Here is a 26603-nt window from a genome sequence, read left to right as displayed (position 1 = left end):
TCATTTCTTTTAAAGAGATAATAACTCTTTACTGATGATATAGATTCCCATTATCAGAACAAACCATCCAAAACCCTTTTTCAAAGCCTTCTCATTGATTCGTTTGGAGAGTGTACTGCCAATAAAAATCCCAACAATAGAGAGTCCTGTGAATATTAACAGCATCTTCCAGTCAATGGTTTGACTACTTACATCACCTAAAAATCCAATCAATGATTTAGCTGCGATAATTAACAACGAAGTTCCTACCGCCATTTTCATGGGAAGCTTAGCCAAAAGCACAAGCGCTGGGATAATCAAAAATCCCCCACCTGCACCTACAATCCCTGTAATAACACCCACAACCATGCCTTCCAATGCGATGAGCGGGATATTAAATTTCACTTCAGAGTCTTCATCTGATTCTTTCTTACCCCCACCTTTTATCATAGAATAAGATGCAGCCAGCATGATTAATGCAAAGAAAATCATGATTCCAATATTCTTCGAAATCACCCATGTTCCCAATTCAAACAGCTGATCTGGCAAAGCAGGTACTAAGAATTTTCGTGTGAGAAAAACGGCAATGAAAGATGGAATCGCAAAAACCAATGCGGTCTTGTAATTGACCAGACCTTTTTTCATAAAAGTAAATGAACCAACCAGAGAAGTACTTCCCACTACAAACAAAGAATATGCAGTGGCCAAAACTGGCTCAACTCCTAGAATATATACCAATACCGGAACAGTGAGGATTGAACCTCCACCACCTATCAGCCCAAGGCTTACGCCGATTAAAACTGCAGATGCAAAACCTATTAGAACGATGTAATCCATTTTTTTAATTTTTCAAATTTGACTACACAAAAGTAGATCTGTAAATGGACCAAAGTGGTGACAATTGTTACAATAAGTAATTATTAGAGGTCCAAAATCCTTCTTTACAAAGAATCTCTGGATTTAATATTAAATCAAAAATAAATTAATCCAGAGGTGACTTTTATCATTTTTATATATTAACAGATGCTGTACTTTACTTGAAGCTAAACTGCAAACCCATGAAAATTCTCGTTCCAATAGATTTCTCACAAGATTCTTTAAAAGCATTAGAATTTGCTTTAGGGCTTGGAAGAGGAAAGAAAACAGAAATACTACTTGTACATATTATTGAGGTTGTATATGATTTTGCTTCTCAAGCGGCAATAGCTTTAGACACTATGCACAAAGATGCTGAATCAATGATGAACAAGTTGATCAAAGATTATTCTTCTGATGAGGTCCACCTAATAAAAATAATCAAAGAAGGAACTGCATCTATTTCTTTAGCCAGAATAGCCGAAGAAAAAAACGTTGATCTAATTGTCATGGGTACAAAAGGGGCAAGTGGAGTGAAAAAAATCCTGATTGGAAGTACCACAGTTAATTTGATCAAAGAGTCAAACATCCCAATTTTAGTAGTACCAGAAAAATCAAGGATAGAACAGATTTTAAACTTAACTCTTGCGCTTGAATTTTCTGACCATGAAATCCCATTAATTCAAAAATCTATTGGATTAAGTAAAGAATGGGATCTCCCCCTTAATTTTCTACATATTCAAAAGACTCCAAATTTCAAGGACAAATTGGCAGCAATAGGTCTCAAAAACTACATTGAAACCACTTATGATAAAAAAAACACTAAGGTAAATACTATTAATTCTGACACCTTAAGTGAAGGAATTGAAACATTTCTAAGTATAAATGAAGAGACTATCTTAATCATGTGTCACCAGCACAAAAATTTCTGGAAACAAATGATAGAGGGAAGCCAATCAATCAACATGGCTTACCACATACACATCCCCCTATTAGTAATGAATTGATTATTTGGAAATCAATTCTTCAAAATCATCACGGATATAAATCACATTTCTACCCAATTCGATCCATTTCTTTTTCTCAAGTTGCTTTAAAAGTCTGGAAACAACTTCTCTTGATGTTCCCAGTTCTGTTGCTATTTCCTGATGAGTTGTATGTAATTCGTTTGCCTTGAATTGCTTCATCTTGGTCACAATGTAGCGCATCAAACGCTCATCCATTCTCTTAAAAGCCACTGCATCCAATGCTTCCAACATCTCCTGAAATCTTCGTTGATAAGTAGTTGAGACAAAATCTTTCCACTGCTTGAATTCATCTGAAAATTCCTCATGAACTTTGACAGGCACTGCTAAAAGCAGCGTATTTTCTTCCACAACAGCCTTAATCTCACTTGGTTTTGAGGCCGAACAGCATGTCAACGAAAGTGCACATGTTTCGCCAGGATCTAGATAGTATAAAAAAAGTTCTTTTCCCTCCTCATCCATCCGCATTATTTTGATTGCTCCCTCCAATACAAGGGGAACCATTTTCACAAACTGACCTGGCTCCATTAATACCTTCCCTGGTTCAAGCTTGATCAATTGACTTTTGTCTAAGATTGCTTGAAGTAATCTTGGATCTGTAAAACTTGGCAAATAAGCCTTTAATTCTTCTATGGTCATTAATTCCTAATGGTTCATTTAAGTAAATTAATTTCTAAATTAAGGATAAATATCAAAACCCATTTGCCTTGTATTAATAGATATTTCAAACAAATCTTTTAAATAAAAGAATTTAGGTGATAAATGTCACTAAATCAATTTAATACTCCGACTAAATTAGAATATTAAATCAACCCGACCTAACTATGAAACATTATCAGATTTTGATTATTGGTGGTGGAACTGCCGGTATTACTGTAGCAGCCCAATTAAAACGCAAAGATTCATCATTAAACATGGCGATAATTGAGCCTTCGGAAAAACATTACTATCAGCCAGCTTGGACTCTTGTCGGTGCAGGAACTTTTGATTACAAGGACACAGAGCGAGACGAGGCTGATTACATTCCTACAGGAGTAGATTGGATTAAGGATAAAGCTACAGGAATAAATCCTGAAAAAAACGAAGTTACTACTGCCAGTTCGGGTGCTTTTACTTATGATTATTTGATTCCTGTTCCTGGTTTGGTGATGGCTCCCGAGCTACTCCCGGGATTGCCAGAGGCTTTGGATAATGGAGTTGTTTGCTCGAACTACACTAATCCTGAACACACTTGGGAAGTCTTACAAAATTTCAAAGGTGGAAACGCTGTATTTACACAACCAACTACCCCAATTAAATGTGGCGGTGCTCCTCAGAAAATCATGTATTTGGCCGAGGATTATTTCAGAAAGCAAGGAATTAGAGACAAAACCAATGTGCTTTTTGCCACTCCAGGTACTGTTATTTTTGGAGTACCTGACTTCGCAAAGACATTGAACAAAATAATTCATGACAGAAATATAATTTTCAAACCGTTCTATGCTCCAGTCAAAATTGATGGAGAAAAGCAAGAAATTACTTTCCAATACTCTAAGCCTGGCGAAAGTAATTGTACTATAATGGAAGGTAATGTATTGGGTGAAGAGCTAATTGGTGCAATGGAAATTAAAGTTCATTTCGACATGCTTCATTTAGCACCACCACAAGCAGCTCCCAAGTTTATCCAAGAATCACTGGTATCAATCCAAGACGGGCCTGGCAAAGGATGGATTGATGTCGATATTCACACTATGCAACACAAGCGCTTTCCAAATATTTTCTCAATCGGAGATGTAGCTTCTTTACCCACTGCTAAAACAGGTGCTGCTATTCGCAAGCAAGCTCCAGTATTGGTTGATAATCTACTTCAATTAATAAAAACCGGAAAAGTAGGTCACGAATCCTATGAAGGTTATTCTTCTTGTCCTATCGTAACGGGTTATGGAAAGATGCTATTAGCTGAATTTAAATACGATAATGTTAGAGATAGCGATCCATTGATTTCAAAATTTGTGGATACTACCAAAGAACAATACAGCATGTGGCTGCTAAAAAAATATGGTTTACCATTTATGTATTGGAATCTAATGCTAAAAGGCAAAGCCTAAAAAAAGACCGACTTAAGTCGGTCTTTTTCATTTTCTTTAGCAAGTCGGACAACAAACGAATGGGACTTTGGTCAGTGGTGAAGTCCTTAGTATCCTAAAATGACCCAAACTTGTGCTTAACGGTCTCATTTCCTCAGGAGAGTTCGTTTCTGGCATCTCTTGCAAGTTTTGTTTCTTTAAAATAGTATGAAAAACCTGCGAATCATCCAGATCCTTATATGCCTCCATGTGATCAAATAGATTGGTTATGTTTCCAAAAACTTCAACAACCAAAACACTCAAAGGGCTATCTTCTGGTAATCCAAACATTGCTAATCGATTTGCAATCTCTTGAGATTCAAAAATAGCTGTACCCACAGGCTGATTTTCTTTAAAGGTCGCTATCAAATGCCCAATTTCAAGTTGAGCTATATTTTTTGTTAAAGCAGAGGGCAGTACTTTTGAGACAATATTATTTTTGTAACCCGCATCCACTATAGACTTAAATTTATCTTCCTCTTTTTTGGAAGGTTTTACTTTCAAACCGATTTTCATAATCCGCTCCCCTAACAAAATATTTCTAAAATCCTTTCCATCAGCCTGAGTAACCTGGGCATATAAAACAGCCCAAAGACTGGTTCTAGGTGGTTTTGCAGTGACATTTTTGCCATTAAAAACGGCCTTGGCAAAAGGGGCGGAAATATACATCTGCTCAGAATCCCTATTAAGAGAACAAAGTAAAGTTGGAGCAGGATGTTGAATACCTGTTACTCTTAGTGCTCTTCCAAAACGACCTTGAGCTGTTGACCAAAGGTTATCATCCTTATCATCAAAATAAGCATGACCAACCCTAAATTCGTAAGTAAAAAACCCAAAAAGCTCAGGGCTCTCTGCATGCATTCCAGGAGGGATCGGCAGAATAAAATGACGATCACTATCTAATGAAGGCATCATCTGTTGCATCGCTCCTATTCCAGCTAAGTCATCACTTTGATCAGGAATTATAACGCGGGTTTGCTCTGGATCCAAAGACAAAGGACTCTCCTCTGGAGCAATAAATTGATCCTGTGAGTTGTTAGAAAGTAATTGGTCTGGAGCGTTAGCCAATACTCGACAAAAATACAAGTCATCAGGATTTGATACAGGCTCTTCAAATTCAATCCAAAGATGCCTTCTCCGCACTTCGGATGAACTGTAATCCTCAGTCCGCTCATAAGGAGAAAAAGCCAATCCCACACTTTTTAACTTTGGCATTTGAGATGGTGGCAATACGGTTGGCAATGATAACCGCTCCAATTCCAAGGAGGCAGTAGAAGCATGATTTGGTTTGAAATTCGGAGTAACTCTGTATTCCACCCAGACTTCATCAGGGAATCTAAGTTCTCCATTTGGTCTTTTAAGATCATTCTTTGGCTCAATAGCATCTAGAAAAATAATTCGTGTGTAGTCGCGATTAATCCGTCCAAAACGATCCGATTGTAGCGCTTCAAAAGATACAGTATGCTTTAACTCCACCTCGCCTGCATTATGTAGGTTTCGCCATTCAGAATCATTATCTCTTCTGAATTTATATCGCTTACTTATTATGAAAGCATCGTTTACCAAACTATCCCAAGTCCAATCCCGCTGGATTTTGTAATTAATTCCTCCTATCCAATGGTTTTGAAGCTCAGCTTTAGATGCAAAAGTGATACTACTTCCATCAGGTGCAAGTGAGTGCCTGATCCGAGAACTACAGCCAAAGGCAATTCTTTCACCTTTTGGAGCAATAAGGGTAAGTCCTTTAGAAAGACATCCTAATGCTTCTGCCAGCCTACTTACTACATCTGGAGTTCCACTCTCTGTTTCCCTTTTCAAAAGAATGGAAAAAGGGTTTCTTTTGCGGGTAGGGACATCGTCTGGTTTCAGAAAAACCCCCTGAACTACTGGTACATTTTGATAAGGAGCCAATAACTCAGTTTCATTTTGAGGTTCCTTATAAAATAGAAGCTGTGTCGTTTTACCATATCGACTATCCAACTCTATATCTGAACTGATTGATCCAAAATATTCATCTGGATCTTCCTCCGTTGATGCAAATGCACGCATCGTCACGCGGACATGACGGCCAGTAGGGATTATTAGCTGATCCATTGCATCCAAATCAGAGTTTTTGAGATTTGCCATGAAAAAAGGATTGGCTTCCTCACCAAGATTTAATACTGGCACATCAATAAACTCAACCGGAATTGTCAAATTAGAATCAAATGACTCTCCGAAAGATCTTTTGGTTTGGTATAGTGTGATGAAAGAATCCTTTCCTGACTGACTGAGCGAAGTATCCATTCGCAAAGATTTTACCTCTACTCTAATGAATACTTCCCTGACATCTGGATCGGGCAATGCAGGTTTTAAGGAATTATTCGAAAAACTTAAACTTTTCAATTCAGCGATAGGATCAATTCCTATCTTTTGATACTTCATTGTAAAAAAAACTGCTGGATATTCCAATAACGGTCGCTCCACCACGATTTCTGGATTTGCTGAAAACTGCGTTTCATCCAAATCGGTAGAATTAAAATACTCTCCTGTCTGATTCAATAAATGTCCAGGTTTTACAATTCGCAACATTCCAGGATTTACAAATCTTTTAAAAGAAACCGAAGTAGCCGCGCTTGGAGCTGGGTTTAAGGGAAAATCTTCGATTTTGGGTCCTCCACCACTAATGTCTGTAAGACGAATTCTAAAGTCATAACTTTGTCCATACCTTAAAATTGTTTTTAAGGGCTTTGGTTTAAGAGTTGAATTCATTTCGACTTTCCTGTTTTCAGGACCTCCAATCAATGCGCCATTGTCTTGATCATTTTTATAAATCTGAAGGGCATCTTGGTCTTCGGTAACCAGACTTTTACCAAGCCAATAGGCATAATACATGGGCAACCAATAATTTGCTCCAGCCGGACCATTGATTTTGGTGGGATAAACTTGATAAGGAATCTCTGTTGTTTTGCCTGGTAAAAAAGCCGCCATCGAGTGGGTATTTGAAATCTCAACCTCATTCAAACTTTCCCAAACACTTCCTGAGCTAGACTCTTTGACATCAAGATGGTAACCTATGACACTAAGCGCAGAATCTACTCGCTCTCCTGATCCTGATGCAGCTGGGTTTTCGGTGAGTTGGCGGATATACCAGATCAATATCTGCTCATCATCCCAACCACAGCGAATCCCGGTTTCTTTTTGAGGATGAAATCCGTCGGAGCTTTCCTTAAGCATATTCCCGCTAATGGGTTGATTGGCATGTACAATCTTGGCAAAACCATCATCATAAGTATTCGCTTCTTGAAATAATTCGTCCCATGGCCCCAAAGGAATTGTAGGTGTAGTAGAAGGTGCCTTAATCACCAAAACTGGGAATAATACTGGTGCAAATACAACCCTTGGTTTTTTTGAATCCAATTCAGGAATTCGGGCTGCATATTGCTTTACCAGCTGACCATTTGGTGAAGTTATCTGCTTAAATTGTACGTCAGCATATGGATCATTGGTGATTTTAGCAAAAAGGTACCCACCATTTTTAAACCAATCCGGCTTAACTGGAAGAGTTACCTTATAAATCATCCCACATGCTTCTGCCAACAAAGGCTGCTTGAGAATTTGCGCAAAGACTTTTCCCCAACTTACTTTTTCCTTTGGAGTAACTGGTTGAAGTGGAAGTTTTTCCCTGATTGCACATTCGTAGCTATCATCAGTCACTCCATTAGGGTGCCGAGGCTGCGTGAAATTAAAACTATTTCTATAGGAACTTGGGAGGTATTTTTTTACGCTTTTTTCAACTGGAATCGGAGCCTGAAGCTTGTCTGAAGTGTCAGTGACAGGAACCGGAAAGCTTTCTGAAATTTGCTTTAAAAGAATCCCCTTTTTTTCAGCTTTTTTTACTTCCACCGGCACAAAAAGAGGTTTTCTAGCAGGGTTCGTAGTATTCTCCACTGGAAAATCTTCAGTTCCTTTCACTATTGCCAAGGAGAATTCAGGCTGAAAATCAGCAAACCCCATTACTTTGGAAGGGTTAGGGAGTCCGGTATTCCAATCTTGAAAAGGATTGGCATTTCTTGGTATAACGACTATATGAACCGTGAGATTTTCCCCATCAAAATGTTGGGGAAGCGTCATGAGCGTGATTAATCTGTTTTTTTCCATGATAAAAATGGTAAAGTGAAAAGTAATAATTAAGCGATCTGTCTGGACTCTTCCCAAGTCTCCTCAAAATCAATATTGATTACAAAGCATATGCTGATCTCAATTCCAAACGTCACTGAAGCAGTGCACTCAGTTCGATCCTCAGCAATAAGCCTAGTGATTGTGCCGCTGGCTTCAATGTATATCGTCACCGAAACCAACCCTCCAACTAGGCTAGCCCGACCTTTGAATAGCATGTAAGCCGTGACACTTATTTGAGTAAGATCCGCATAGAGCTCACAACCTACGATATAGGTAACAGAAACATTACCTACAACCGGTAGACCAACAGCTATTGAAGCCCCAAACCCAAATCGCATCAATAGACTAGGTCCGATCTTCGTATCACAAGCAACTTTGAGTACGACTTCACCTACTGCAAAAACGGTTGCTCCACCAACAGTCACACACATGACCTCCAATCCTCCATTGAATTGAATATATGCTCCCGCTGTCGGAAGCAATTGCTTTGGATCGTCAGTCACCTTTAAAGCAGCATTGAAATAAACGCCCAACTCTAAGCCAGCTTCTAATTTTAGAGGAGTAGTAGGATTATTGTAGAGATTTTCTTCAGGTGGGAACCTGACCAGCGGGATTTCCTTGGAGGCTTCAAATTTGTATTCCCAGATTTCTCCTGCATTACTCATGGCAATCTGAAGTCCTTTCTTCATTACATCTGCATATTTCCCCTGACTTAAGGACATCAACATCTGCAATAGGTCTATGACAGGTTGGAGCGCATCGCTAAACTCGATTTCGGGAGAAGGATAGCCGATACTAGGGAAATTAGAATCAGGGCCTCCTTTATAGCTTGATTCCGAACCTTTATTAGAGTCAAAATTCCCTTTGATTGTCATCAATCTTTTGAATGACCCCAAGTCAACCACCATAGCAATATTATTGAGCCGATTTTTCCAAGTTTCAGCGGCATCATTTGCAAAAGAGTTGATATCAAAATTCAACTTGCTGTCTACATATGTTCCAGAAGACTTACTCTTCTGAGTTTTATAATCTATGTAGATTTTCAAAGATTCCATCTCTACCAAAACCACTTCCCAAGGAGGCATATCAAATGCCAAAGCTTTTTCAGCTAGGCTATTTGTTTTGTCAGCTATCAACTTGAATCCGGAATCAACCAAAGAATCTCCTTGTTTTTCGGAAAGGATAGCTAGCAGTTCTAAAACCTTCACCCCTCCATCTACAAAAGTCGGATTCTCTTTAAAGATTGAACTTGATACATTTTGCCCTTCTTTCAACCCGTCTGTTAATGCCACTGCCTTCCCAAAGTCGTCAATTGCATTTCCGATATTTGGGAAAATCCCGTTTCCTGACATCAAACGATAAGCATCCGCATAAAGTAGTGGAGTTTTACTGAGCAGCTTGCTATTCCCTTTCGCAAAAGACGGTGTAAGAACAAGTGCTTTTTGAGTTGAAGTGGTCTGAAGTAATCCGTAGTTTATGGTATTTGTATTTGGAGCTCTTAATAACTCAGTTGGATTTGCCAATCGAAGCAATTGACTGTTTACATCTGAATCCTTAACCACTGTAGCCTGATCCCATTCTCCGATTCGAATTAGTGGCACAGGAATATGAGGAGGCAAAGGTGAAACTTCACCACTAGCAATTTGGTGCTGAACGGTGGTCCAGCTACCAGTTTTGGGTAGTAGTACACTTCCTCTTGCAGAAGCTACAAAAATGGGATCTGATCCATTTGTTGCAACTGAATTGGAGAAATCAAACCTTGAAATTCGCATCAATTGTCCAGACTTGTTCACATCCATTACGCAGTCAATATCTCCTCCAAGCGAGCCACCCTGAAGATTTATAAGTTCCTTGAATCGCTCAGGAGTAAGTGTGAATCCGGTTGGAGATAGCTGAACGTATCCAAGAATTTTCTTGGCAGGAGTTCGATTATTTTTATGGCCCTGAACAAGGTTTTCAAGTTCTACATCTGCATCAAAAAAAACCGGAGCACAAATGATCTTGATTTCTTTTGGAGTTGTATCATTCCATGTCTGTTCCACACCCAATATATCGATGTATTTTTCGCCCTTTTTTACCAAATCAGTTCGTTCAAATTCACCGATTGAAGCATCTTCAGTAATATTTCTGATATTATACAAACCTCTTAAGGTACCTGGGTGAATTTTGTAAGGTACCACCTCTACTGAATTTGCTCCTCTTACAAAACTATATGTAAAATCAAACCTGCCGTCGCTCTCCGGCTGCCAGCCACTATCAACTCGATAAACGTAGCCCGAACTGGTTCTGAATAATGTGATTGTTCTGACCACGCGAATCCCCCAAGGATAAACCAAACTTTTTACCTGAATAACCTCATGCCCTGTTCGGCCGAGCATAATATCAAACCTTGCTTGACTCGTACTTGCAATTGCTGCTGAAGGGCTTAACCAATTGCTGAAAGTACTAGCTCCATATCCTGAAAAATCAATACTTACAACAGGTACACCTTTTGGATCTCCATTGATAGTTGAAAACTCACCATTAAAAATTTTTGTCACATGATCTCCCAGTGTACTTGCCCCCGACGGTGCTCCAATAATGTTTAAGACATTATTTATTTGAAAAGTAAACCCATCAAACATTGGGAAATCATCCATGCCAACTTTATCTGGAATCTTTTTACCTGCATCTCCCCCTATTGCCCTCAGCTGTATTCCTCCTGTTAAATCATTAGGGAAATTTGGCCGTATATTTTCGAGTTTAGGTTTCAGCTGATTATAAGGAGCACTTTGACTAAGTTGAGCTACTGCTTTTAGCCCGAATGGCAAAGTAAATTGTGCTATCACTTCGGTTTTAAGGAGTTTGAAATTCTCCAAAACGAAGGATGTCAAGGGAATCGGAGCCAGCGTTACAGGATTAGAATTACTATTCAAAAGCCGAGAAGGACCTCCATCATTTGGATAATAATTGAAATAAGCAGGTGGATCCATAGGACCAGCTTGTTCCGGAGGAGGTGGTGGAGTGAGATTTTGTACTGGTTCCCAAGCTACTTGCGGAAGCAAAAATATCCTAGCCATGTAGCCAGGAACTTTTACCTCCATTCCATCGACTAGTAAAGTCTCACTAGTATTTCCCGAAACCACTGCTTCTGACTCTGAAACATGGGTAACTGTCGCAGTAATCTTTCTTGGGCTAGAAAAACCAGGGTTACCTCCATAGCTAACTCCTATTTGGTTTGCATTGGAACTTACATCTAAAAGAGTAAAATAATCATTTCCAATAGGACTGACTGCTTGGTTATATGCTGTTTCATAATCAGGAACATCTTTCCTAAATGCTGACTTTGTGGTGCTTTTTATCCGATTGACCGGAGATTCGGCAGCGAGATTGTTAGCTACGGCATTTTGATTTGATTGATTGAGATTCTGTGGTCCAAAATGAAAAGAAACAGAAACCTCATCGTCTTTATCTTCGATTGGCTTTTGAATTATTCGGCAAATCAACCAGCTTTTGATACTAGTAAGCTCACCTGTTTGTTTGCCTATAAATCTGTTTAAAATCCCAAGGTTAGCTAAATAAGGATCGGGAAGAGTTGGCAAATAGGATATCATCCCAAATACCAAATACGTCTGACTTTGTGTGATCTTTTCCCAAGCATCGTCACACTTTCCAAAAATCATCGCTCCGTTTACAGGAGAAACGGTAAAGAGTGCATTTTCTAGTGCAAGAGCGAGAGATTTAAACTTCGGAACTTTATCAAATGGTAATTTATTATCCCACAGAATATTATCATCAATCAGATAAAATAAATTTTGAAGCTCCCCTCCTCCCAAGAGGACCAATGATTTCTTTGTTTTTACTGAAACTGCATGACCGTTTACCTGCTTTGGTCTATCCACGGACAGTACAGCATCAGCCTGAGAAATCACAAGTTCAGTTCCTGAAGAAACACAATTGTACAAGAAAAGATTTTGACCAGTATATTTTAGGTTCACTGAAGTCCCATATGGATTTTGAGCGTCTTTCCAATGATCAAAATCCTGAGAGATCCCTGCATTCCCAGAATCCAAGGAGGTAATAGCAATTCTACCTTCTTCCACCAAAAACAAACTCTCATTGATCGGAAGTGATCCTCCCTTTAAACCTTTCCAATTACAACTAATACCTGGCTCCCAATGCTGAACCATTCCTCCAATACCAGCAGCTTCGAGTGGCGCATTGGTATCAATTGCCCCAGCGGGAATTGCCCAAAAACTAGCCTTAATTGATGACTTTCCTTCCATGGAAAAATACTTCCCGGAGAAACTCAGCGGTTCAAAATCCCCTTTTGAATAATTAAAAGGAATACAAAAACGATTTAGTTGACTATTAAAAACGGGTTGCTTGTTTGCAAATTGGAAAGCCCCTTTTTCCCCGTATACTTCCCACTTGGCATTTCCTGAAGCTTGAATTTGTCCTACCCCATTCCCTCTGAAGCGAAATCTTAATTTATCAGGCAATTGCAGCGAAAGATCGGCTGCATCCGATCCATATTTCTTTTTGCTCTTAGACCCTTTTATAGATGGTGAATCCAATTCTAAATTAACGTTAACTTGAGTAGTTGCGCCGAGAACTAAATTGGAACCTTGAGCCACTGGTGCTGCAGTCAAGTCAATCTGCCCACCTTTTACCTTCAATCCAAAATACCGATCGCTTGGTGCAGAGGAATCAAATAACTTCACTTGAACCCAAACAGTACCCGAAAGTACTTTGTAAGAATCTAACACCTCAATTGGTGGAGCATTTAAAGTCTGAAATCTGGGTTTGGTAAAGCTTGATTTAAATAGAATAAATGGTTCATTGGTATTCTGCTTTCGAAGAGCTATCAATTTCTCAACTCGGTAAACATCCAAGAAAACTTGAAGTCCATCCACCCTTGTGATCGGGCCTATTGTTTTATCCACTTTTGCTCCCACAGCCCAGGCCGGGACACTGGATTTGATCTGACTAGTCCTAATGGGAATCTCTCTAACAAAAACCTTAGTATTTGGCTCTTTCTCTTGGACTTTTACAGCTTCCTTGACTACTTTCTCAAGCTCAATTTGTCTCGGCTTACTCATCCTTTCCCTAAAAAAGAAATCTGCTGATTGGATGCTTAGCTTTTCGGATTGAGATTCTTCAGCTGATTGGAATTTCATTGCCTGGGCTACCAGAGGCATTCCTTCTTTAATAGCTGAAACTTCTTTTGGATTCGCTCCTTCTAACTGACCAAAAATCTCAGCTAATAAATCTTGTAATAAGTCTTTTTCCATGGTAAAAAAAATTTATAGTGGAGCTTTCTCCCAACAGAAAACCAGATTCTACCCGACAATAAAAATTCAACAGCACCAATTTTGGATTGAAAAAAAGCATTAGTAAGCTATGATTTTTTCTACATAAATCCCAATAATAATTCATTATAAATAATTGAAAATCTATTATTTAAGATTTATTTTGAAACCAAAAAGTTTAATGAAAAAAGTCCTTAATAATCTTAAAGTTCAAGAAAACTTGAAATGTTAAAAACCATTTATACAAATGTCCAACTCAAAATAAATTATATCCATTTAACTTCGATTCTGAATTAGCTCTTTTACGATTTATGAAATCAGTATTTCTTTCTGTAATAGCCTTCTTTTTCTATGCTTTTGCGTTTTCTCAACAAGTGAAAATCATAGAGTCTGATAGCAATTTACCGCTTCCGGGTGTGATGATTTATTCCTATGCTCCGGGAAATTCCATTCTGACGAATAATGAAGGAATTGCAGATTTGGGGATTTTTGACAAAAGTAAAATTTTGAATTTTCAACTATTAGGATTCAGTTCATTAAAATTGACGTTTGAAGAACTGGAAAAAAATGAATTTCTGATAAAAATGAATCCTGATTTGATGAGTTTAGAACCTGCAGTAGTTTCCGCATCAAGATGGAGTCAAAGCAGTACTGATGTACCTACCAAGATTTCTGTTTTTTCATCCAAGAACATCCTAATTCGTAACCCGGCTAATACCGCAGATTGGCTTGGAAATAGTGGTGAAGTTTTCGTTCAGAAAAGTCAACAGGGAGGAGGTAGTCCAATGATCCGTGGATTTTCTGCAAATCGGCTCTTATATGCTGTGGATGGGGTCAGAATGAATACTGCAATTTTTCGAAGTGGCAATCTTCATAATGTAATTTCTTTGGATCCTTTTGCAATTTCGACTACTGAAGTTCTTTTTGGACCGGGTTCAGTCATGTATGGTAGCGATGCAATTGGAGGGGTAATGTCATTTGAAACACTCGATCCTAGTTTTGCTAATGGAGAAAAGAATTGGTCTGCCAATGTGATTTCACGATTTGCTTCAGCAAATAACGAGGCAACAATTCATGCTGATTTGAGGTACTCCACCAAACGATGGGCATTTTTATCCAGTTTTTCAAAATTTGAATACGGAGATTTGAAAATGGGTAGTAATGGACCTTCTGATTATTTACGACCAAATTATGCAGGTTTAGAAAATGGATTGGACGTGATGATCCAAAATTCGAATCCGAAAGTTCAGGTAACGAGCGGATATGAACAGTATAATTTGATGCAGAAAATAAAATTTAAGGCAAATGAAAAAACGGTCTTAAGCTATGGTTTTCACTTCAGTAAGTCTAGCAATATTCCTCGATACGACAGATTGATCGAGCAAAATGGGAATAAATTGAAATTTGCTGTTTGGTCTTATGGTCCTCAAGTTTGGCTTATGAATAATTTGGGAATCATCAGGGAAAGCAATTCAAAATTCTTCAACCAGATGAAGGTCAAAATCGCACAGCAATACTTCGAGGAGAGTCGGATTGACCGGCGATTTGGAAATCAAAATCAGAATACCCGAACTGAAAAGGTTAACGCATATTCCGTTAATGCTGATTTCTTGAAAACCATTAAAAATGAAAGCTTTTTGAGTTACGGAGCTGAACTGGTCTTCAATCGTGTCAACTCGGAAGGAATTACCGAAAACATTGGTAATGGGACGACTGAGCCTACAACAAGCAGGTATCCCAATTCAGATTGGTTTTCTGCTGGAATCTATTCGACCTACCATGCTACCCTGTCAGAAAAAGTGAAGATGCAGACAGGACTTCGGTATAATTTTACAAGTCTAAGTGCAGATTTTTCAAATAACAATACATTCTATCCTTTACCCTTTTCAACGAGTGAAAATAACTTCGGCGCTCTTACCGGTAGTTTTGGATTGGTGATACAGCCTGAACAATCCTTTTCCATCTCCCCGACCCTATCGACAGGGTTCCGAGCGCCAAATGTGGATGATGTGGGAAAAATCTTCGATTCTGCCCCTGGTGCTGTTTTGGTTCCCAATCCAGAGCTCAAACCAGAATATGCCTACAATGCAGAACTAAATCTGAATAAGCATTTTCAACGATTCAAATTTGACTTAAGCGGATACTACACCCTCCTCCGAGATGCAATGGTGAGAAGGCCATTCACACTTAATGGAGAATCGATAATTGATTATGACGGAGAGCCCAGCCAAGTTTTCGAAATTCAAAATGCTGCCTCTGCAAAGGTTTATGGAGTACAGGCAGGTTTTGAACTTGCCATTTCTAAATATTTCTTAATTACATCTCGTTATAACTGGCAAAATGGTACTGAGGAATTAGATGATGGTAGTAAAAGTCCATCTAGACATGCTGCCCCAGCTTTCGGCTTGAGTAGATTGACTTTTTCTAAAAAGGATCTCAAAATAGAGCTTACTAGTCAGTACAGTGCTAAGGTTTCCTTTTCTGAACTGCCTCTTGAAGAACAAGGAAAACCCCAAATCTATGCCAAAGATGAAAATGGAAATCCTTATGCTCCAAGTTGGACTATTTTTAATTTGAATACTACATACCAACTCTTTCCTGCCCTTCAGTTTATGGCTGGAGTCGAAAACATATGGGACAAAAGGTATCAATCTTATAGTTCAGGGCTTGCTGCTCCTGGGAGAAATTTTAGCTTTTCGATTAAAGCCTCCTTTTAGGTTAAACCAAAATTTCTTTAGACAGTTAATTTAAAGGAGTTAATAAAATGATGAAGAATAGTATTAAAAAATCGATAGTAACAATTGGAGTATTAACCTTAATAACTCTAATTCCGATAGGCTGTGGTGTCATTTGCAGTGATCCATGTGGCTGCGGTCCTAGATTTGAGGTAAAGGACTTTACAATTCTTTCATTCGAAACTCTTTCGCTTACTAAAGCTGGACAGCGAGTCAACCCTGGCACTCCCCTTCCTTATAGAGATATATTTAAAGCTTTCCGAATACTTGATACCCAAACACTATCTTACAATAATGAGAAAAATGACCTTGGTTCGCTAGGAGTAGCATATGCCTGTAGTCCTGAAAGCCCGAAATCAAAAGACTTGATGACAGGAATTCAAATTTTAAACTCCAAAGAAGTGATACTAGGTGACGGTAGAATACTTGAGGTAGGTGACGATATCACTGATTTTTTTGAGATTAATTATTTTTTTACCGAAAACACAAGCCCATTTGAAGTCTTTTTCAAAGCCCCTCTTGAAGTGTACAGAGATGATCTTTTTAAGCTTGGTTGGAAGGAAAACCCAGGTAAAGAGATAGTTCTGGAATTTAGTATTCGAATATTTTTCACCAATAACAAGGAGTTTAATCTCAGCAACGAAGTTTTTGCAATAAGGGAATTCTAAATCATTTGAAAAGCTGATAAAAATCTTCTTTATTTTTCTTTAGATTCATTCCAAATAATGTTATTTTTGCATTCGCTATACGGCTTGATCTTCTTATGTTGAAAACTGCAGACCAAATTCCTGTCACCCAAACGGCTGTAATTAAAGAAATAATTGATTCACCATTAAAAATCAACTTAATGGAGTTGGGATTTCTCCCCGGTAAAGAGATCACCTTAAAATTTTCCGCCCCAATGGGAGGACCTATGGCTTTTAAATTAGATGAGACTATTTTGGCACTTCGCAAAAATGAGGCCTCTCTAATAGAAGTGCAATTGCTCTGATTAATGACTGTACCCACCATGATCTCCATCACAAAGACTCCAAAGATTGCTATAATTGGCAATCCAAACGTGGGTAAATCAACTATTTTCAATCAACTGACAGGGCTCAATCAGAAAATAGGGAACTATCCAGGAGTCACTGTGGACAAAAAAGTCGGAACGATGAGTTATCAGGGAAGCACCTATGAAATCATCGATTTACCTGGAACCTATAGTTTATATCCAAATTCTGAGGATGAAGTCATCGCTCATAGGGTACTAAATCAATTGAGCGAAACAGAAAAGCCTGAATATGTTCTAATGGTCATTAACTCTAGTCAATTGTCCAGAGGACTCTTTTTGGCAACTCAACTAATTGACCTTGGATTAAACCTTGCCATCGTCTTAAATATGGCTGATTTAGCAACCAAAAGAAATATTTCAATTCGGACTTTTGAAATTTTCAAGGCACTTGGCGTTCCTATTTTGAGTACAGACGCCAGAGGAGAAAAGGGGCTTGACCAAATTCGAGAATTAATCCACACCCGGAATTTTAGCAAAAAGGGTAGTTTTTTGGCAATAGAGGAAGTAGTTCCAATTACCCTTTTGGAAGAAGTCAAGCGTAAATTCAATATGAGCAACAATTATCAAGCTTACCAAATGCTTCGATTTGGAAGGATTGATAAAGTTATTGCACAGGCAGATAGAGATTGGATTAAGTCAAAGCTTGAAGAGATCAATTTCGATCTTGCAGCAGCTCAACTTGAGGAAACTAAAATCCGCTATCGAAAAATAACCAAAATCGTAGATCTGGCTGTGGTGAAAGAGTCTCAACCAAAGAATGAGAAATCCGGTCTTGACGGTATTTTTCTTCATCCAGTTCTGGGTTATGTAATCTTTGCTGCTATCCTACTAATTATGTTCCAAGCAATTTTTGCATGGGCATCAGTTCCAATGGATTTGATTGATGGATTTTTTGCTGAATTATCAGGTAAAGTATCTGATCTGCTTCCTTCTGGCCCGATCAGCAGTTTGATTTCTGAAGGGATTATCCCAGGGATTGGTGGAGTAGTTATTTTTATTCCGCAAATAGCCATGTTGTTTGGCTTTTTGGCAATTCTGGAAGATACAGGATACATGTCTAGAGTAGTATTCTTGATGGATCGTTGGATGAGACCTTTTGGCTTGCATGGTAAGAGTGTCGTACCCTTAGTTTCAGGTGTTGCTTGTGCGATACCAGGAGTTATGGCAGCCCGAAATATTGGAAACTGGAAAGAAAAAATAATTACCATTATGGTAACTCCATTAATGAGTTGCTCTGCAAGATTACCGGTTTACGTCATTTTGATAGGTCTGGTGGTACCAAATAAAACCATTGCCTTCGTCAACCTTCAGGCTCTAACCTTACTTGGCTTATATTTTCTAGGAATAATTGGTGTACTCGGTACGGCATTTTTACTAAAAAACATTTTAAAAACCACTGAGAAAAGTTTTCTTATGGTTGAACTTCCATCCTATCGATCTCCAAGGTGGTGGGATGTGATTCTGACCATGTATAATAAGTCCAGAACGTTTGTGATGGAAGCAGGAAAAGTGATTTTAGCGATATCTGTGATTTTATGGGTTTTGGCTTTATATGGTCCACCTTCCAGAATGGATGAAATCCGAACAGCCGGAGAACAAAAACTTGCATTGGCAACAAGCCCGGAAATGGAAGATCAAATCCATGCTGAAACTTCTTCCCTCTTGCTAGAAAATTCATTTATCGGAATAATGGGTAGAGGTATCGAGCCTGTCATCAGGCCATTGGGGTACGATTGGAAGATTGGAATTGCTCTTATTGCCTCTTTTGCAGCAAGGGAAGTTTTCGTATCAACAATCGCCACAATATATAGTATTGGTGGCGATCCAGAGGACGATTTGACGATTCGGCAAAAACTTGATCAGCAGATCAGACCCGATGGTGAAAAAGTGTATAACACAGCCACAGCTTTTTCTTTAATGATTTTCTATGCTTTTGCTATGCAATGCATGAGTACACTTGCGGTAGTCTATCGAGAAACTAAAGGTTGGAAATGGCCGTTAATCCAAACAGTATACATGACAGCTTTAGCATATCTATCAGCGCTGTTGGTTTATCAAATTTTATCTTAAACAATGATACAGGAACTTTTTATTGGGTTAGTAGTATTGGCAGCTTTGGCTTATTTGGTGAAAAAATTCTTTTTCAAATCCAAAACTGAAGCCGGTTGTGATAAATGCGCCAAGCCCTAATATTCCTGAAATTCGCAATCCATATTCCTGATTTTTTAATACTTTTAAGCTCATGGGCAAAGTAGCCAGTCAGAGCATCCAAACCACCATATTTTCCTATCTAGGCGTAGTTATAGGCTATTTCAACGTACTTTGGCTTTATCCCTATGCACTTGATGCGTCAGAACTAGGGACTTTTCGTACTATTCAAGACCTTGGGCTATTATTCGTGCCATTCGCTCAACTCGGTGTTGGTCATGGAATCACTCGCTATTTTCCAAAATTAGATCACAATAAGTCTGCATTTTTAAGTTACAGCCTTTTGATTGCACTCGGTGGGTTTGTAGTAGTCAGTACATTATTCTTGGGTTTCAAAAGTCAAATCATAGGTTTATTTGCAGCTAATTCCCCGGAAGTAATTGATTTTCTTGGAGTGGTTCTCCTAATCACCCTTTTCGCACTACTAAACAGTATCCTAGATTCCTATAGTAGATCTTTCTTAAAAATTGCAATACCCACTTTCTTTAGGGAAGTTTTTCTCCGCTTGCTTACAGGGCTTCTAGTTGGAATGTATTTATTGAAGTGGATCAATTTCACCTTAGTGATGCAAGGATTGATTTTCGTTTATGGATTCTCGCTTTTTGGCGTATTGGGATACTTAATTTGGCTGAAAGTACTTCGATTTGATATTCAATGGGGAAGGTTCCCAAAGGGCTTTAGAAGTTCTTTTATTCAGTTTAGCCTTATTACATTTCTGGCTACCGCGGCATCTACGCTGATCATGAAGATTGATAGCATTATGGTAAGTTCGATGATTAGTCTAGAGGCTAATGCGATTTATACGATTGCATTTAGCATGGCTTTGGTAATCGAACTCCCTCGAAGAGCAATTTCCCAAGTTGTGATGCCTGTGGTGGCTGATCATTTTGCAAAGGATAATCTATCAGAAATCAATGTTTTGTATAAACAGGTTTCGAATCGACAACTTTACGTTTGCATCCTTCTTTTCATTGGTATTTGGGCTAATATCGACGCTATATATTCCTTTGTACCAAACAAAGAAATTTACCTCACGGGAAAATGGGTGGTGTTTTTAATTGGTTTGGGAAAACTATTTGATGTTGCTTTCTCAATAAATAGTGAGATTTTGGTTTTCTCAAAATATTACCGATTCAATTTAATTCTGACTATTACAATGAGTGCATTAATCATTGCACTGAATTATTTAATGATTCCGATTTATGGAATAGAAGGAGCTGCAGGGGCTTCAGCCATTGTTATGCTACTTTTTAATGTAGTGAAATATCTGTTTTTGAAAATAAAACTAGGATTGGAGCCATTCTCAAAAGAAACCTTAAAGATTTTAGGTGTTGGAATATTAACTTTCAATTCAGCAAGATTTATAAGTTTAGAAGCTTCACCTTTTGAACAGCTAATTTTCACTTCATTTTTTACATTTGCCATCTTCCTAATGTGGTCCTTGATCTTGAGGGCGGGGAGGGAAGAATGGTTATGGATCAAGGAAAGAATAAAAAAGTCCGGATCTTAGAGTGTTACAAACCTCCTATAAGACAAGATTTGAGCTGCCTTGGGACCGCAAACTTCCACTGTTATCCTGCTTTTTGAGCGAGGTCCTTATTCTGATAGAAATCAGAAAAGGATGAGGCCTGTTTTTGGAAAGGGCTTTACTCGGTAATTTTGATAATTGTGAAGTTTGAACATGTCGACGACCCGGACAATACAAATATACGATTTATTGGAAATCAGGGTTGGTTTTTAGACAGAGGATTCCGAATATGGGGAAGCATTTTATAAACAATAACAATTAAAAAAACCTTCAAATCAGAATTAAATTTCTCAAAAGAACAAAAAGAGGAAGAATAAATAGGGTTTGGAGATATAGAATAAAAAATTTCAGAATATTATTTCAAGTTTCGTAAAGAGGAATACTTGGATAAATATTAACTTTGCACTTCCTAAACTCATTGCAGAATATGTACTTGATTAAGAAATTGATTGTTTGCCTGGATCAGACTTCGTTGGATCAGACATTGATTCAGTACGCAGCTTTTATTGCGCAAGTCAATCAAACCAAGAAGATCTATTTTGTAAACGTCATAAGGAATCTAAGTATTCCTAAAGAAGTACTGGAAGAATTTCCAAATTTGGTTGAAAACATGATCACAGAGCGCCAAGATCAGATGGAAGCCGTGGTCAACGAAAACTTCCCTAAAATAAAAGGCATCTCTTTAAATTATATCGTAAAAGAAGGTTCACTCTCGAAGAAAATTCTAAAACTTTCGGAAGAAAAATCGGCCGACATGATTCTCATTGGTCGAAAAGTTCAACTTCAAGGTAGTGGAATTGCCTCATTGCGACTAGCAAGAAGAGCAAGTTGCTCGCTTTTAATTGTACCTGAAGGAAGCACTCCGAAACTAAAAAAACTACTTGTTCCCAGTGATTTTTCAGACTATTCGAAAGATGCTTTAGAAGAGGCTGTGATGATCGCTAACAAGCATGGAAAGGTAGAAATCATTTGTCAAAACGTATTTGCTGTACCTTCAGGTTATCATTTTACTGGGAAAACTTATGAGGAGTTTACAGCTATAATGCAAATGCATGCGGAGATCTCATATAAAAAGTTTATCCGAAAGATCGATACTAAAGGAGTGAAAATCACCCCTATCTACACACAGGATGACGATGATGATCCCGTGCAAGAGATTGTCGCTAAAGCTTTGGAAACAGAAGCTGATGGAATTATTATCGGAGCCAAAGGCAGGACCGCTGCTACTGCCCTTTTTATAGGAAGCATGGCTGAACGATTAATTCAGTTTAATGATAGCCTCCCTTTATTGGTCACTAGACCTAAAGGAAAAAATGCCGGAATTCTAGATTACATCCTAGAGATTTGAAACTTTTGAAAAGCTGGATAAAAAGACTTTTTATTTTTTTTTAGGATGGGGGCTAAACCTTTAACCTTGGTAAAAGTCTAAATCCAGAATGAATCAAATCAGTGAACAAGAACTTATACAGTTAATTCATGATCCTAAGACTAGGGAAATTGGATACCGGCAGTTGATTCTTGCTTACCAAAAAAGGGTGTACCATTTGATCAGAAGAATGGTTTTGATTCACGAAGATGCAGATGATCTCACTCAAAACACCTTTGTCAAAGCCTTCCGGAATTTTGATAAGTTTCAGGGGAACTCAAGTCTTTTTACCTGGTTGTATCGCATAGGAACCAATGAAGCATTGACTTTCTTGGAAAAAAAGAAAAAGCGTTTCTTTTTTTCGATTGATGACCATCAAGAAAAATTAGAATCTTATGTAGATCAACCTGGAAACATTTCAGGAGATGAGATACAAAGAGCACTTCAAAAGGCCCTTTTGACCTTGCCGGAAAAACAAAGACTTGTCTTTCATTTGAAGTATCAAGAAGAACTGACCTACGAAGAAATGTCAGAAATAACCGGAACAAGCATAGGTGCTCTAAAGGCCAGTTACCATCATGCAGTAAAGAAAATTGAATTATCCTTAAAAGCAGAATAAACTATTGAAACTGAATCTAGTCTAACTTATATCATGGAAAAACTGCCAAAAATAGATGAATTCAAAACTCCAGAAGGATATTTTGAACAGCTACCGGATAAAATCCTAGATTCACTCCAACCAAGGCGGAATCTTACCTGGGTGAAATATGCCGCTGTCGTATTGATATTTCTTTCTGCAGGGATTTGGGCACTTGCACCATTTGACCAAGAAAACATAGAATTAACTTTTGATCAAGAAGTTAATCTTTATATAGATAGTCAATATTGGACAGCTGAGGACATCCTAAGTATGGCAGATAATCCAAACGAGATACTTGAACAAATTATAGAAGAAGAATATCCTGAAAGTGAATTGCTTTGGGAAGAAGATCAAAATTGGTTTTAATTATGAAAAAATACGTCTTAACACTTTCAATTCTGCTGATCAGTCTTGGTTTCAGCTTTGCCCAGCGATCTACCGAACGATATGACCCTGAAAAATTGCAGGCAGCTCGAATCGCATTTATAACAACTAGACTGGATTTGACACCTCCTCAGGCAGAAAAATTTTGGCCGGTATTCAATCAATATAGCGACATGCGAGAAGCATTATTGAAAGAAATGTCAGCATTGAGTGACAGTAGAAATGGTCAGATAACTGAATCAGATGCTAAAAAAAGAGTTGAACAGCGATTTGAAATTCAAAAAAAATTACTGACATATGAAGAAAAATTTGTGGCGGATATAAGTAAAGTGATCAGCTACAATCAAATCTTAGCATTAAATGGATTAGCTAGAGATTTTACCCGGCAGCTTTATCAGCGGCAAAGAAAAGAAAATTAAAAAAAGGCAACCATTTAGGTTGCCTTTTAAGTTTCAAGTGAAGCATATTTTTTACTTCTTGAGAAGGTCTCTAATCTCCTCAAGCAATACCTCAGATTTAGGAGGTGCGACAGGTGCAGCAGGTGCCTCTTCTTCTTTGCGTTTCATGGAATTGATTCCCTTAATAGCAAGGAAAATAACGAATGCTACAATTGCAAAATCCACAACATTTTGGATGAATGCACCATAGTTCAAGGTTACCGCTGCGATTGTTTCCCCTGCTGCGTCAAGTTCCTCTGGCTTTAAAACCAAATTCAATTTCTTGAAATCCATACCGCCCACCAGCAATCCAATTGGTGGCATTACTATATCATTCACAAATGAAGCCACGATTTTACCGAAGGCTCCACCTATTATCACACCGACAGCAAGGTCGATGACATTGCCTTTGACAGCAAATTCTTTAAACTCTTTTAGCATTCCCATAAGGTGGTTGATAAGGTTAATTATGTATATATACAGTGAATATTTTAAAAAATCTCATTTGAAACAAATCCTAGATTCTTTTTATAAGATCTAAAACGCATTTTTTCAATAAAAAAATCAAGGAAACTATTTATCAAAATCAATCCTTTACCCTAAATCAAGCTAAATTTGAATCCAGCCAAACATTTTTCACTTCTCTTTATTTATTTCTATTTATTCTAAGATGGATGAATAATTAAGATGTTATTAGATAATGGGTTTATTTAAATTGAAATTCATAACCATAAAGATTTAACCACACAGATTAGATTTAGAAAATCACCAAGCCAAAAGACAAAATGAAGCCACCTATTGCTAAAAAAATCCCTGAGAAGCTCGAAATCCACAACCACGAGCGAATCGATAATTACTATTGGATGCGAGATCGGGACAATCCAGAAGTGATAGAATACCTTAATCAAGAAAATGAGTATTTAAAAGAGACCTTAAAATCAACTGAAAAATTTCAAAATACTCTTTTTGAGGAGATGAAAGGAAGAATCAAAGAAGATGATCAGAGTGTTCCCTATTTCAAATCAGGTTATTTTTGGTACGCACGTTATGAAAAAGGGGCTGAATACCCAATCTATTGTAGAAAAAAGGAAAGTCTTGATGCAACAGAGGAAATTATTTTAAATGTAAACCTTCTCGCCGAAGGAAAAGCTTACTATAATGTAGGAGGAACTGCCACTTCGACCAATCAAAAAATCCTTGCTTTTGCCGCAGATGAGGTAGGTCGAAGGATTTACACAATCTATTTCAAAGACCTTGAAACTGGGAAATTACTGGAAGATAAAATACCCAATATCACCGGAAATTTTACCTGGGCAGCCGATCAGAAGACGCTTTTTTATTCCAAACAAGATCCGGATACATTAAGGTCATATCAAATTTATGCCCATCTCTTAGGCACTGAAGCAGAAAATGATCGATTGATTTTCGAAGAAAAAGACCCTGAGTTCAATTGCGCAGTTCAAAAAACTAAATCTGAAAAGTATTTATTTATCCACTCTGAAAGTACTATTTCCTCAGAAATCAGGTTTCTCGAGTCGTCAAAACCTGAAGGAGAGTTTCGGCTTATTCAACCACGTATTCCGCATTTGGAGTATGCTGCTGATCATTACGAGGATCATTTTTGGATCCGAACAAACCATGAGGCCCAAAACTTTAAAATAATCAAAGCCCCGATAAAAAGTCCTGGATTAGAAAATTGGGAAGATGTGATCCCACATCGAGAAACAAGCCTTTTAGAGGATTTTGATCTTTTCGCTGACTTTTTGGTAATCCAAGAGCGCACAAATGGATTAACAAACATCTTTATAAAACCTTGGGATAATTCCCAAGGACATCAGCTAGAATTTGACGATGAGACTTATACGGCCTGGATCAGTACCAATCCCGAATTCAATACCTCTATCCTTAGATTTGGCTATAATTCCTTAGTAACTCCTGCAAGTACTTTTGATTATCATATGATCACCAAATCAAAAACATTACTTAAACAGCAGGAAATAGTGGGGGGCTATGATGCAACAGCGTATCAATCTGCACGAATTTGGGCTAAGGCTGAAGATGGTAAAATGGTCCCTATATCGCTAGTATATAAGATTGACCAGTTTAAAGCAGATGGTTCAAATCCCCTGTTATTATATTCTTACGGTTCATATGGATATAGTTCTGAAGCCTACTTTTCAAGTACGCGACTGAGCTTATTGGATCGAGGTTTTGTTTTTGCCATTGCTCATATCAGAGGTGGCGAGGATCTTGGAAGGCATTGGTACGAGGATGGGAAAATGCTTCGCAAACGAAATACATTTACCGATTTTATTGCTTGTGCTGAGCATTTGATTTCTGAAAATTATACCTGCACTTCTCATCTCTATGGAATGGGAGGCTCAGCAGGAGGACTATTGATGGGAGCAGTCATGAATCTGCGGCCAGACTTATTCAACGGTTTAATAGCAGCAGTTCCATTTGTAGATGTGGTAACTACAATGCTGGATGAAAGTATTCCGCTGACCACAGGTGAATTTCAGGAATGGGGAAATCCCGAAAATCAGGAATATTATGAATACATGCTGTCATATTCCCCTTATGATAATGTGAGGCCTACCTCCTACCCCAATCTCTTGGTCACTTCAGGCCTGCATGACAGTCAAGTTCAATATTGGGAACCGACTAAATGGGTGGCAAAGCTGAGAGAATATAAAACTGATCAAAACTTACTACTACTGCACACCAACATGGATGCTGGTCATGGCGGAGCCTCCGGAAGATTCAACGCATTGAAAGAATTAGCTTTAGAGTACACTTTTCTTTTCTACTTAGAAAATATGATTTCGTAAGCTA

17 protein-coding genes are annotated in these 26603 nt (G+C 38.1%); 12 read left to right on the top strand and 5 right to left on the bottom strand.

What is annotated here, in order from left to right:
* Positions 1-9: 9 nt before the first annotated feature.
* Positions 10-816, bottom strand: a complete 807-nt coding sequence (locus tag P8O16_RS05560; protein WP_300311698.1) for a sulfite exporter TauE/SafE family protein — start codon at positions 814-816, stop codon at positions 10-12.
* Positions 817-1037: 221 nt separating this feature from the next.
* On the opposite strand from P8O16_RS05560, the gene P8O16_RS05555 reads away from it, so the two are divergent.
* Positions 1038-1841: a universal stress protein gene (locus P8O16_RS05555; RefSeq protein ID WP_300311695.1), complete on the top strand. Its 804-nt coding sequence runs from the start codon at positions 1038-1040 to the stop codon at positions 1839-1841.
* Here the strand turns inward: P8O16_RS05555 and P8O16_RS05550 are convergent, their stop codons facing one another.
* Positions 1842-2498 carry a Crp/Fnr family transcriptional regulator gene (locus P8O16_RS05550; RefSeq protein WP_300311692.1) on the bottom strand — a complete coding sequence of 219 codons (657 nt, stop codon included), beginning with the start codon at positions 2496-2498 and terminating at the stop codon, positions 1842-1844.
* Positions 2499-2683: 185 nt separating this feature from the next.
* Here P8O16_RS05550 and P8O16_RS05545 point away from each other — a divergent pair, with 185 nt between their 5' ends.
* Positions 2684-3946, top strand: a complete 1263-nt coding sequence (locus P8O16_RS05545; RefSeq protein ID WP_300311690.1) for an FAD/NAD(P)-binding oxidoreductase — start codon at positions 2684-2686, stop codon at positions 3944-3946.
* A 36-nt stretch (positions 3947-3982) separates the two neighbouring features.
* On the opposite strand, the gene P8O16_RS05540 is transcribed toward P8O16_RS05545, so the two are convergent.
* Both P8O16_RS05540 and P8O16_RS05535 read right to left on the bottom strand, forming a co-directional pair.
* Positions 3983-8104 carry a hypothetical protein gene (locus P8O16_RS05540; RefSeq protein ID WP_300311688.1) on the bottom strand — a complete coding sequence of 1374 codons (4122 nt, stop codon included), beginning with the start codon at positions 8102-8104 and terminating at the stop codon, positions 3983-3985.
* A gap of 29 nt (positions 8105-8133) precedes the next feature.
* The gene (locus P8O16_RS05535; protein WP_300311686.1) at positions 8134-13398 is read right to left on the bottom strand and encodes a hypothetical protein; all 5265 of its coding nucleotides are present in this window, start codon (positions 13396-13398) and stop codon (positions 8134-8136) included.
* 329 nt (positions 13399-13727) lie between these two features.
* Here P8O16_RS05535 and P8O16_RS05530 point away from each other — a divergent pair, with 329 nt between their 5' ends.
* The 9 genes from P8O16_RS05530 to P8O16_RS05490 all read left to right on the top strand — a co-directional run bounded on the left by P8O16_RS05530 (position 13728) and on the right by P8O16_RS05490 (position 23750).
* Positions 13728-16133: a TonB-dependent siderophore receptor gene (locus tag P8O16_RS05530; RefSeq protein WP_300311683.1), complete on the top strand. Its 2406-nt coding sequence runs from the start codon at positions 13728-13730 to the stop codon at positions 16131-16133.
* A gap of 50 nt (positions 16134-16183) precedes the next feature.
* Entirely contained in the window at positions 16184-16819 is a 636-nt protein-coding gene (locus P8O16_RS05525) for a hypothetical protein (RefSeq protein WP_300311681.1), read from the top strand.
* Positions 16820-16914: 95 nt separating this feature from the next.
* Positions 16915-17142 carry a FeoA family protein gene (locus P8O16_RS05520; RefSeq protein ID WP_075350745.1) on the top strand — a complete coding sequence of 76 codons (228 nt, stop codon included), beginning with the start codon at positions 16915-16917 and terminating at the stop codon, positions 17140-17142.
* 3 nt (positions 17143-17145) lie between these two features.
* Positions 17146-19275 (top strand): ferrous iron transport protein B, encoded by a 2130-nt coding sequence (gene feoB, locus P8O16_RS05515; RefSeq protein ID WP_300311676.1) that lies wholly within the window; start codon positions 17146-17148, stop codon positions 19273-19275.
* Positions 19276-19447: 172 nt separating this feature from the next.
* Positions 19448-20923 carry a lipopolysaccharide biosynthesis protein gene (locus P8O16_RS05510; RefSeq protein WP_300311674.1) on the top strand — a complete coding sequence of 492 codons (1476 nt, stop codon included), beginning with the start codon at positions 19448-19450 and terminating at the stop codon, positions 20921-20923.
* Positions 20924-21368: 445 nt separating this feature from the next.
* A complete protein-coding gene (locus tag P8O16_RS05505; protein ID WP_300311672.1) occupies positions 21369-22289 on the top strand; it encodes a universal stress protein in 921 nt (306 codons plus the stop codon).
* Positions 22290-22377: 88 nt separating this feature from the next.
* Positions 22378-22926, top strand: coding sequence for an RNA polymerase sigma factor (locus P8O16_RS05500; protein ID WP_300311670.1), 549 nt, complete (start codon positions 22378-22380; stop codon positions 22924-22926).
* Between the two features lie 33 nt (positions 22927-22959).
* On the top strand, positions 22960-23313 hold the full coding sequence (locus P8O16_RS05495; RefSeq protein WP_300311668.1) for a hypothetical protein: 354 nt from the start codon (positions 22960-22962) through the stop codon (positions 23311-23313).
* Between the two features lie 2 nt (positions 23314-23315).
* On the top strand, positions 23316-23750 hold the full coding sequence (locus tag P8O16_RS05490) for a hypothetical protein (protein WP_300311666.1): 435 nt from the start codon (positions 23316-23318) through the stop codon (positions 23748-23750).
* Between the two features lie 51 nt (positions 23751-23801).
* Here the strand turns inward: P8O16_RS05490 and mscL are convergent, their stop codons facing one another.
* Positions 23802-24215, bottom strand: coding sequence for a large-conductance mechanosensitive channel protein MscL (gene mscL / locus P8O16_RS05485; protein WP_300311664.1), 414 nt, complete (start codon positions 24213-24215; stop codon positions 23802-23804).
* 338 nt (positions 24216-24553) lie between these two features.
* Here mscL and P8O16_RS05480 point away from each other — a divergent pair, with 338 nt between their 5' ends.
* Positions 24554-26599, top strand: coding sequence for a S9 family peptidase (locus tag P8O16_RS05480; protein WP_300311663.1), 2046 nt, complete (start codon positions 24554-24556; stop codon positions 26597-26599).
* The last annotated feature ends 4 nt before the right edge of the window (positions 26600-26603 follow it).

The sequence above is a fragment of the Algoriphagus sp. genome, from assembly GCF_029254265.1.
Taxonomy (GTDB): Bacteria; Bacteroidota; Bacteroidia; order Cytophagales; family Cyclobacteriaceae; genus Algoriphagus.
Note: the sequence above shows the minus strand (reverse complement) of the source record. Positions and strands in the feature narration are given on the sequence as shown.

Excerpts from the sequence above, each read along its gene's own strand:
- P8O16_RS05560 (WP_300311698.1), bottom strand. The coding sequence starts at position 816 with ATGGATTACATCGTTCTAATAGGTTTTGCATCTGCAGTTTTAATCGGC.
- P8O16_RS05555 (WP_300311695.1), top strand. The coding sequence starts at position 1,038 with ATGAAAATTCTCGTTCCAATAGATTTCTCACAAGATTCTTTAAAAGCA.
- P8O16_RS05550 (WP_300311692.1), bottom strand. The coding sequence starts at position 2,498 with ATGACCATAGAAGAATTAAAGGCTTATTTGCCAAGTTTTACAGATCCA.
- P8O16_RS05545 (WP_300311690.1), top strand. The coding sequence starts at position 2,684 with ATGAAACATTATCAGATTTTGATTATTGGTGGTGGAACTGCCGGTATT.
- P8O16_RS05540 (WP_300311688.1), bottom strand. The coding sequence starts at position 8,104 with ATGGAAAAAAACAGATTAATCACGCTCATGACGCTTCCCCAACATTTT.
- P8O16_RS05535 (WP_300311686.1), bottom strand. The coding sequence starts at position 13,398 with ATGGAAAAAGACTTATTACAAGATTTATTAGCTGAGATTTTTGGTCAG.
- P8O16_RS05530 (WP_300311683.1), top strand. The coding sequence starts at position 13,728 with ATGAAATCAGTATTTCTTTCTGTAATAGCCTTCTTTTTCTATGCTTTT.
- P8O16_RS05525 (WP_300311681.1), top strand. The coding sequence starts at position 16,184 with ATGAAGAATAGTATTAAAAAATCGATAGTAACAATTGGAGTATTAACC.
- P8O16_RS05520 (WP_075350745.1), top strand. The coding sequence starts at position 16,915 with ATGTTGAAAACTGCAGACCAAATTCCTGTCACCCAAACGGCTGTAATT.
- feoB (WP_300311676.1), top strand. The coding sequence starts at position 17,146 with ATGACTGTACCCACCATGATCTCCATCACAAAGACTCCAAAGATTGCT.
- P8O16_RS05510 (WP_300311674.1), top strand. The coding sequence starts at position 19,448 with ATGGGCAAAGTAGCCAGTCAGAGCATCCAAACCACCATATTTTCCTAT.
- P8O16_RS05505 (WP_300311672.1), top strand. The coding sequence starts at position 21,369 with ATGTACTTGATTAAGAAATTGATTGTTTGCCTGGATCAGACTTCGTTG.
- P8O16_RS05500 (WP_300311670.1), top strand. The coding sequence starts at position 22,378 with ATGAATCAAATCAGTGAACAAGAACTTATACAGTTAATTCATGATCCT.
- P8O16_RS05495 (WP_300311668.1), top strand. The coding sequence starts at position 22,960 with ATGGAAAAACTGCCAAAAATAGATGAATTCAAAACTCCAGAAGGATAT.
- P8O16_RS05490 (WP_300311666.1), top strand. The coding sequence starts at position 23,316 with ATGAAAAAATACGTCTTAACACTTTCAATTCTGCTGATCAGTCTTGGT.
- mscL (WP_300311664.1), bottom strand. The coding sequence starts at position 24,215 with ATGGGAATGCTAAAAGAGTTTAAAGAATTTGCTGTCAAAGGCAATGTC.
- P8O16_RS05480 (WP_300311663.1), top strand. The coding sequence starts at position 24,554 with ATGAAGCCACCTATTGCTAAAAAAATCCCTGAGAAGCTCGAAATCCAC.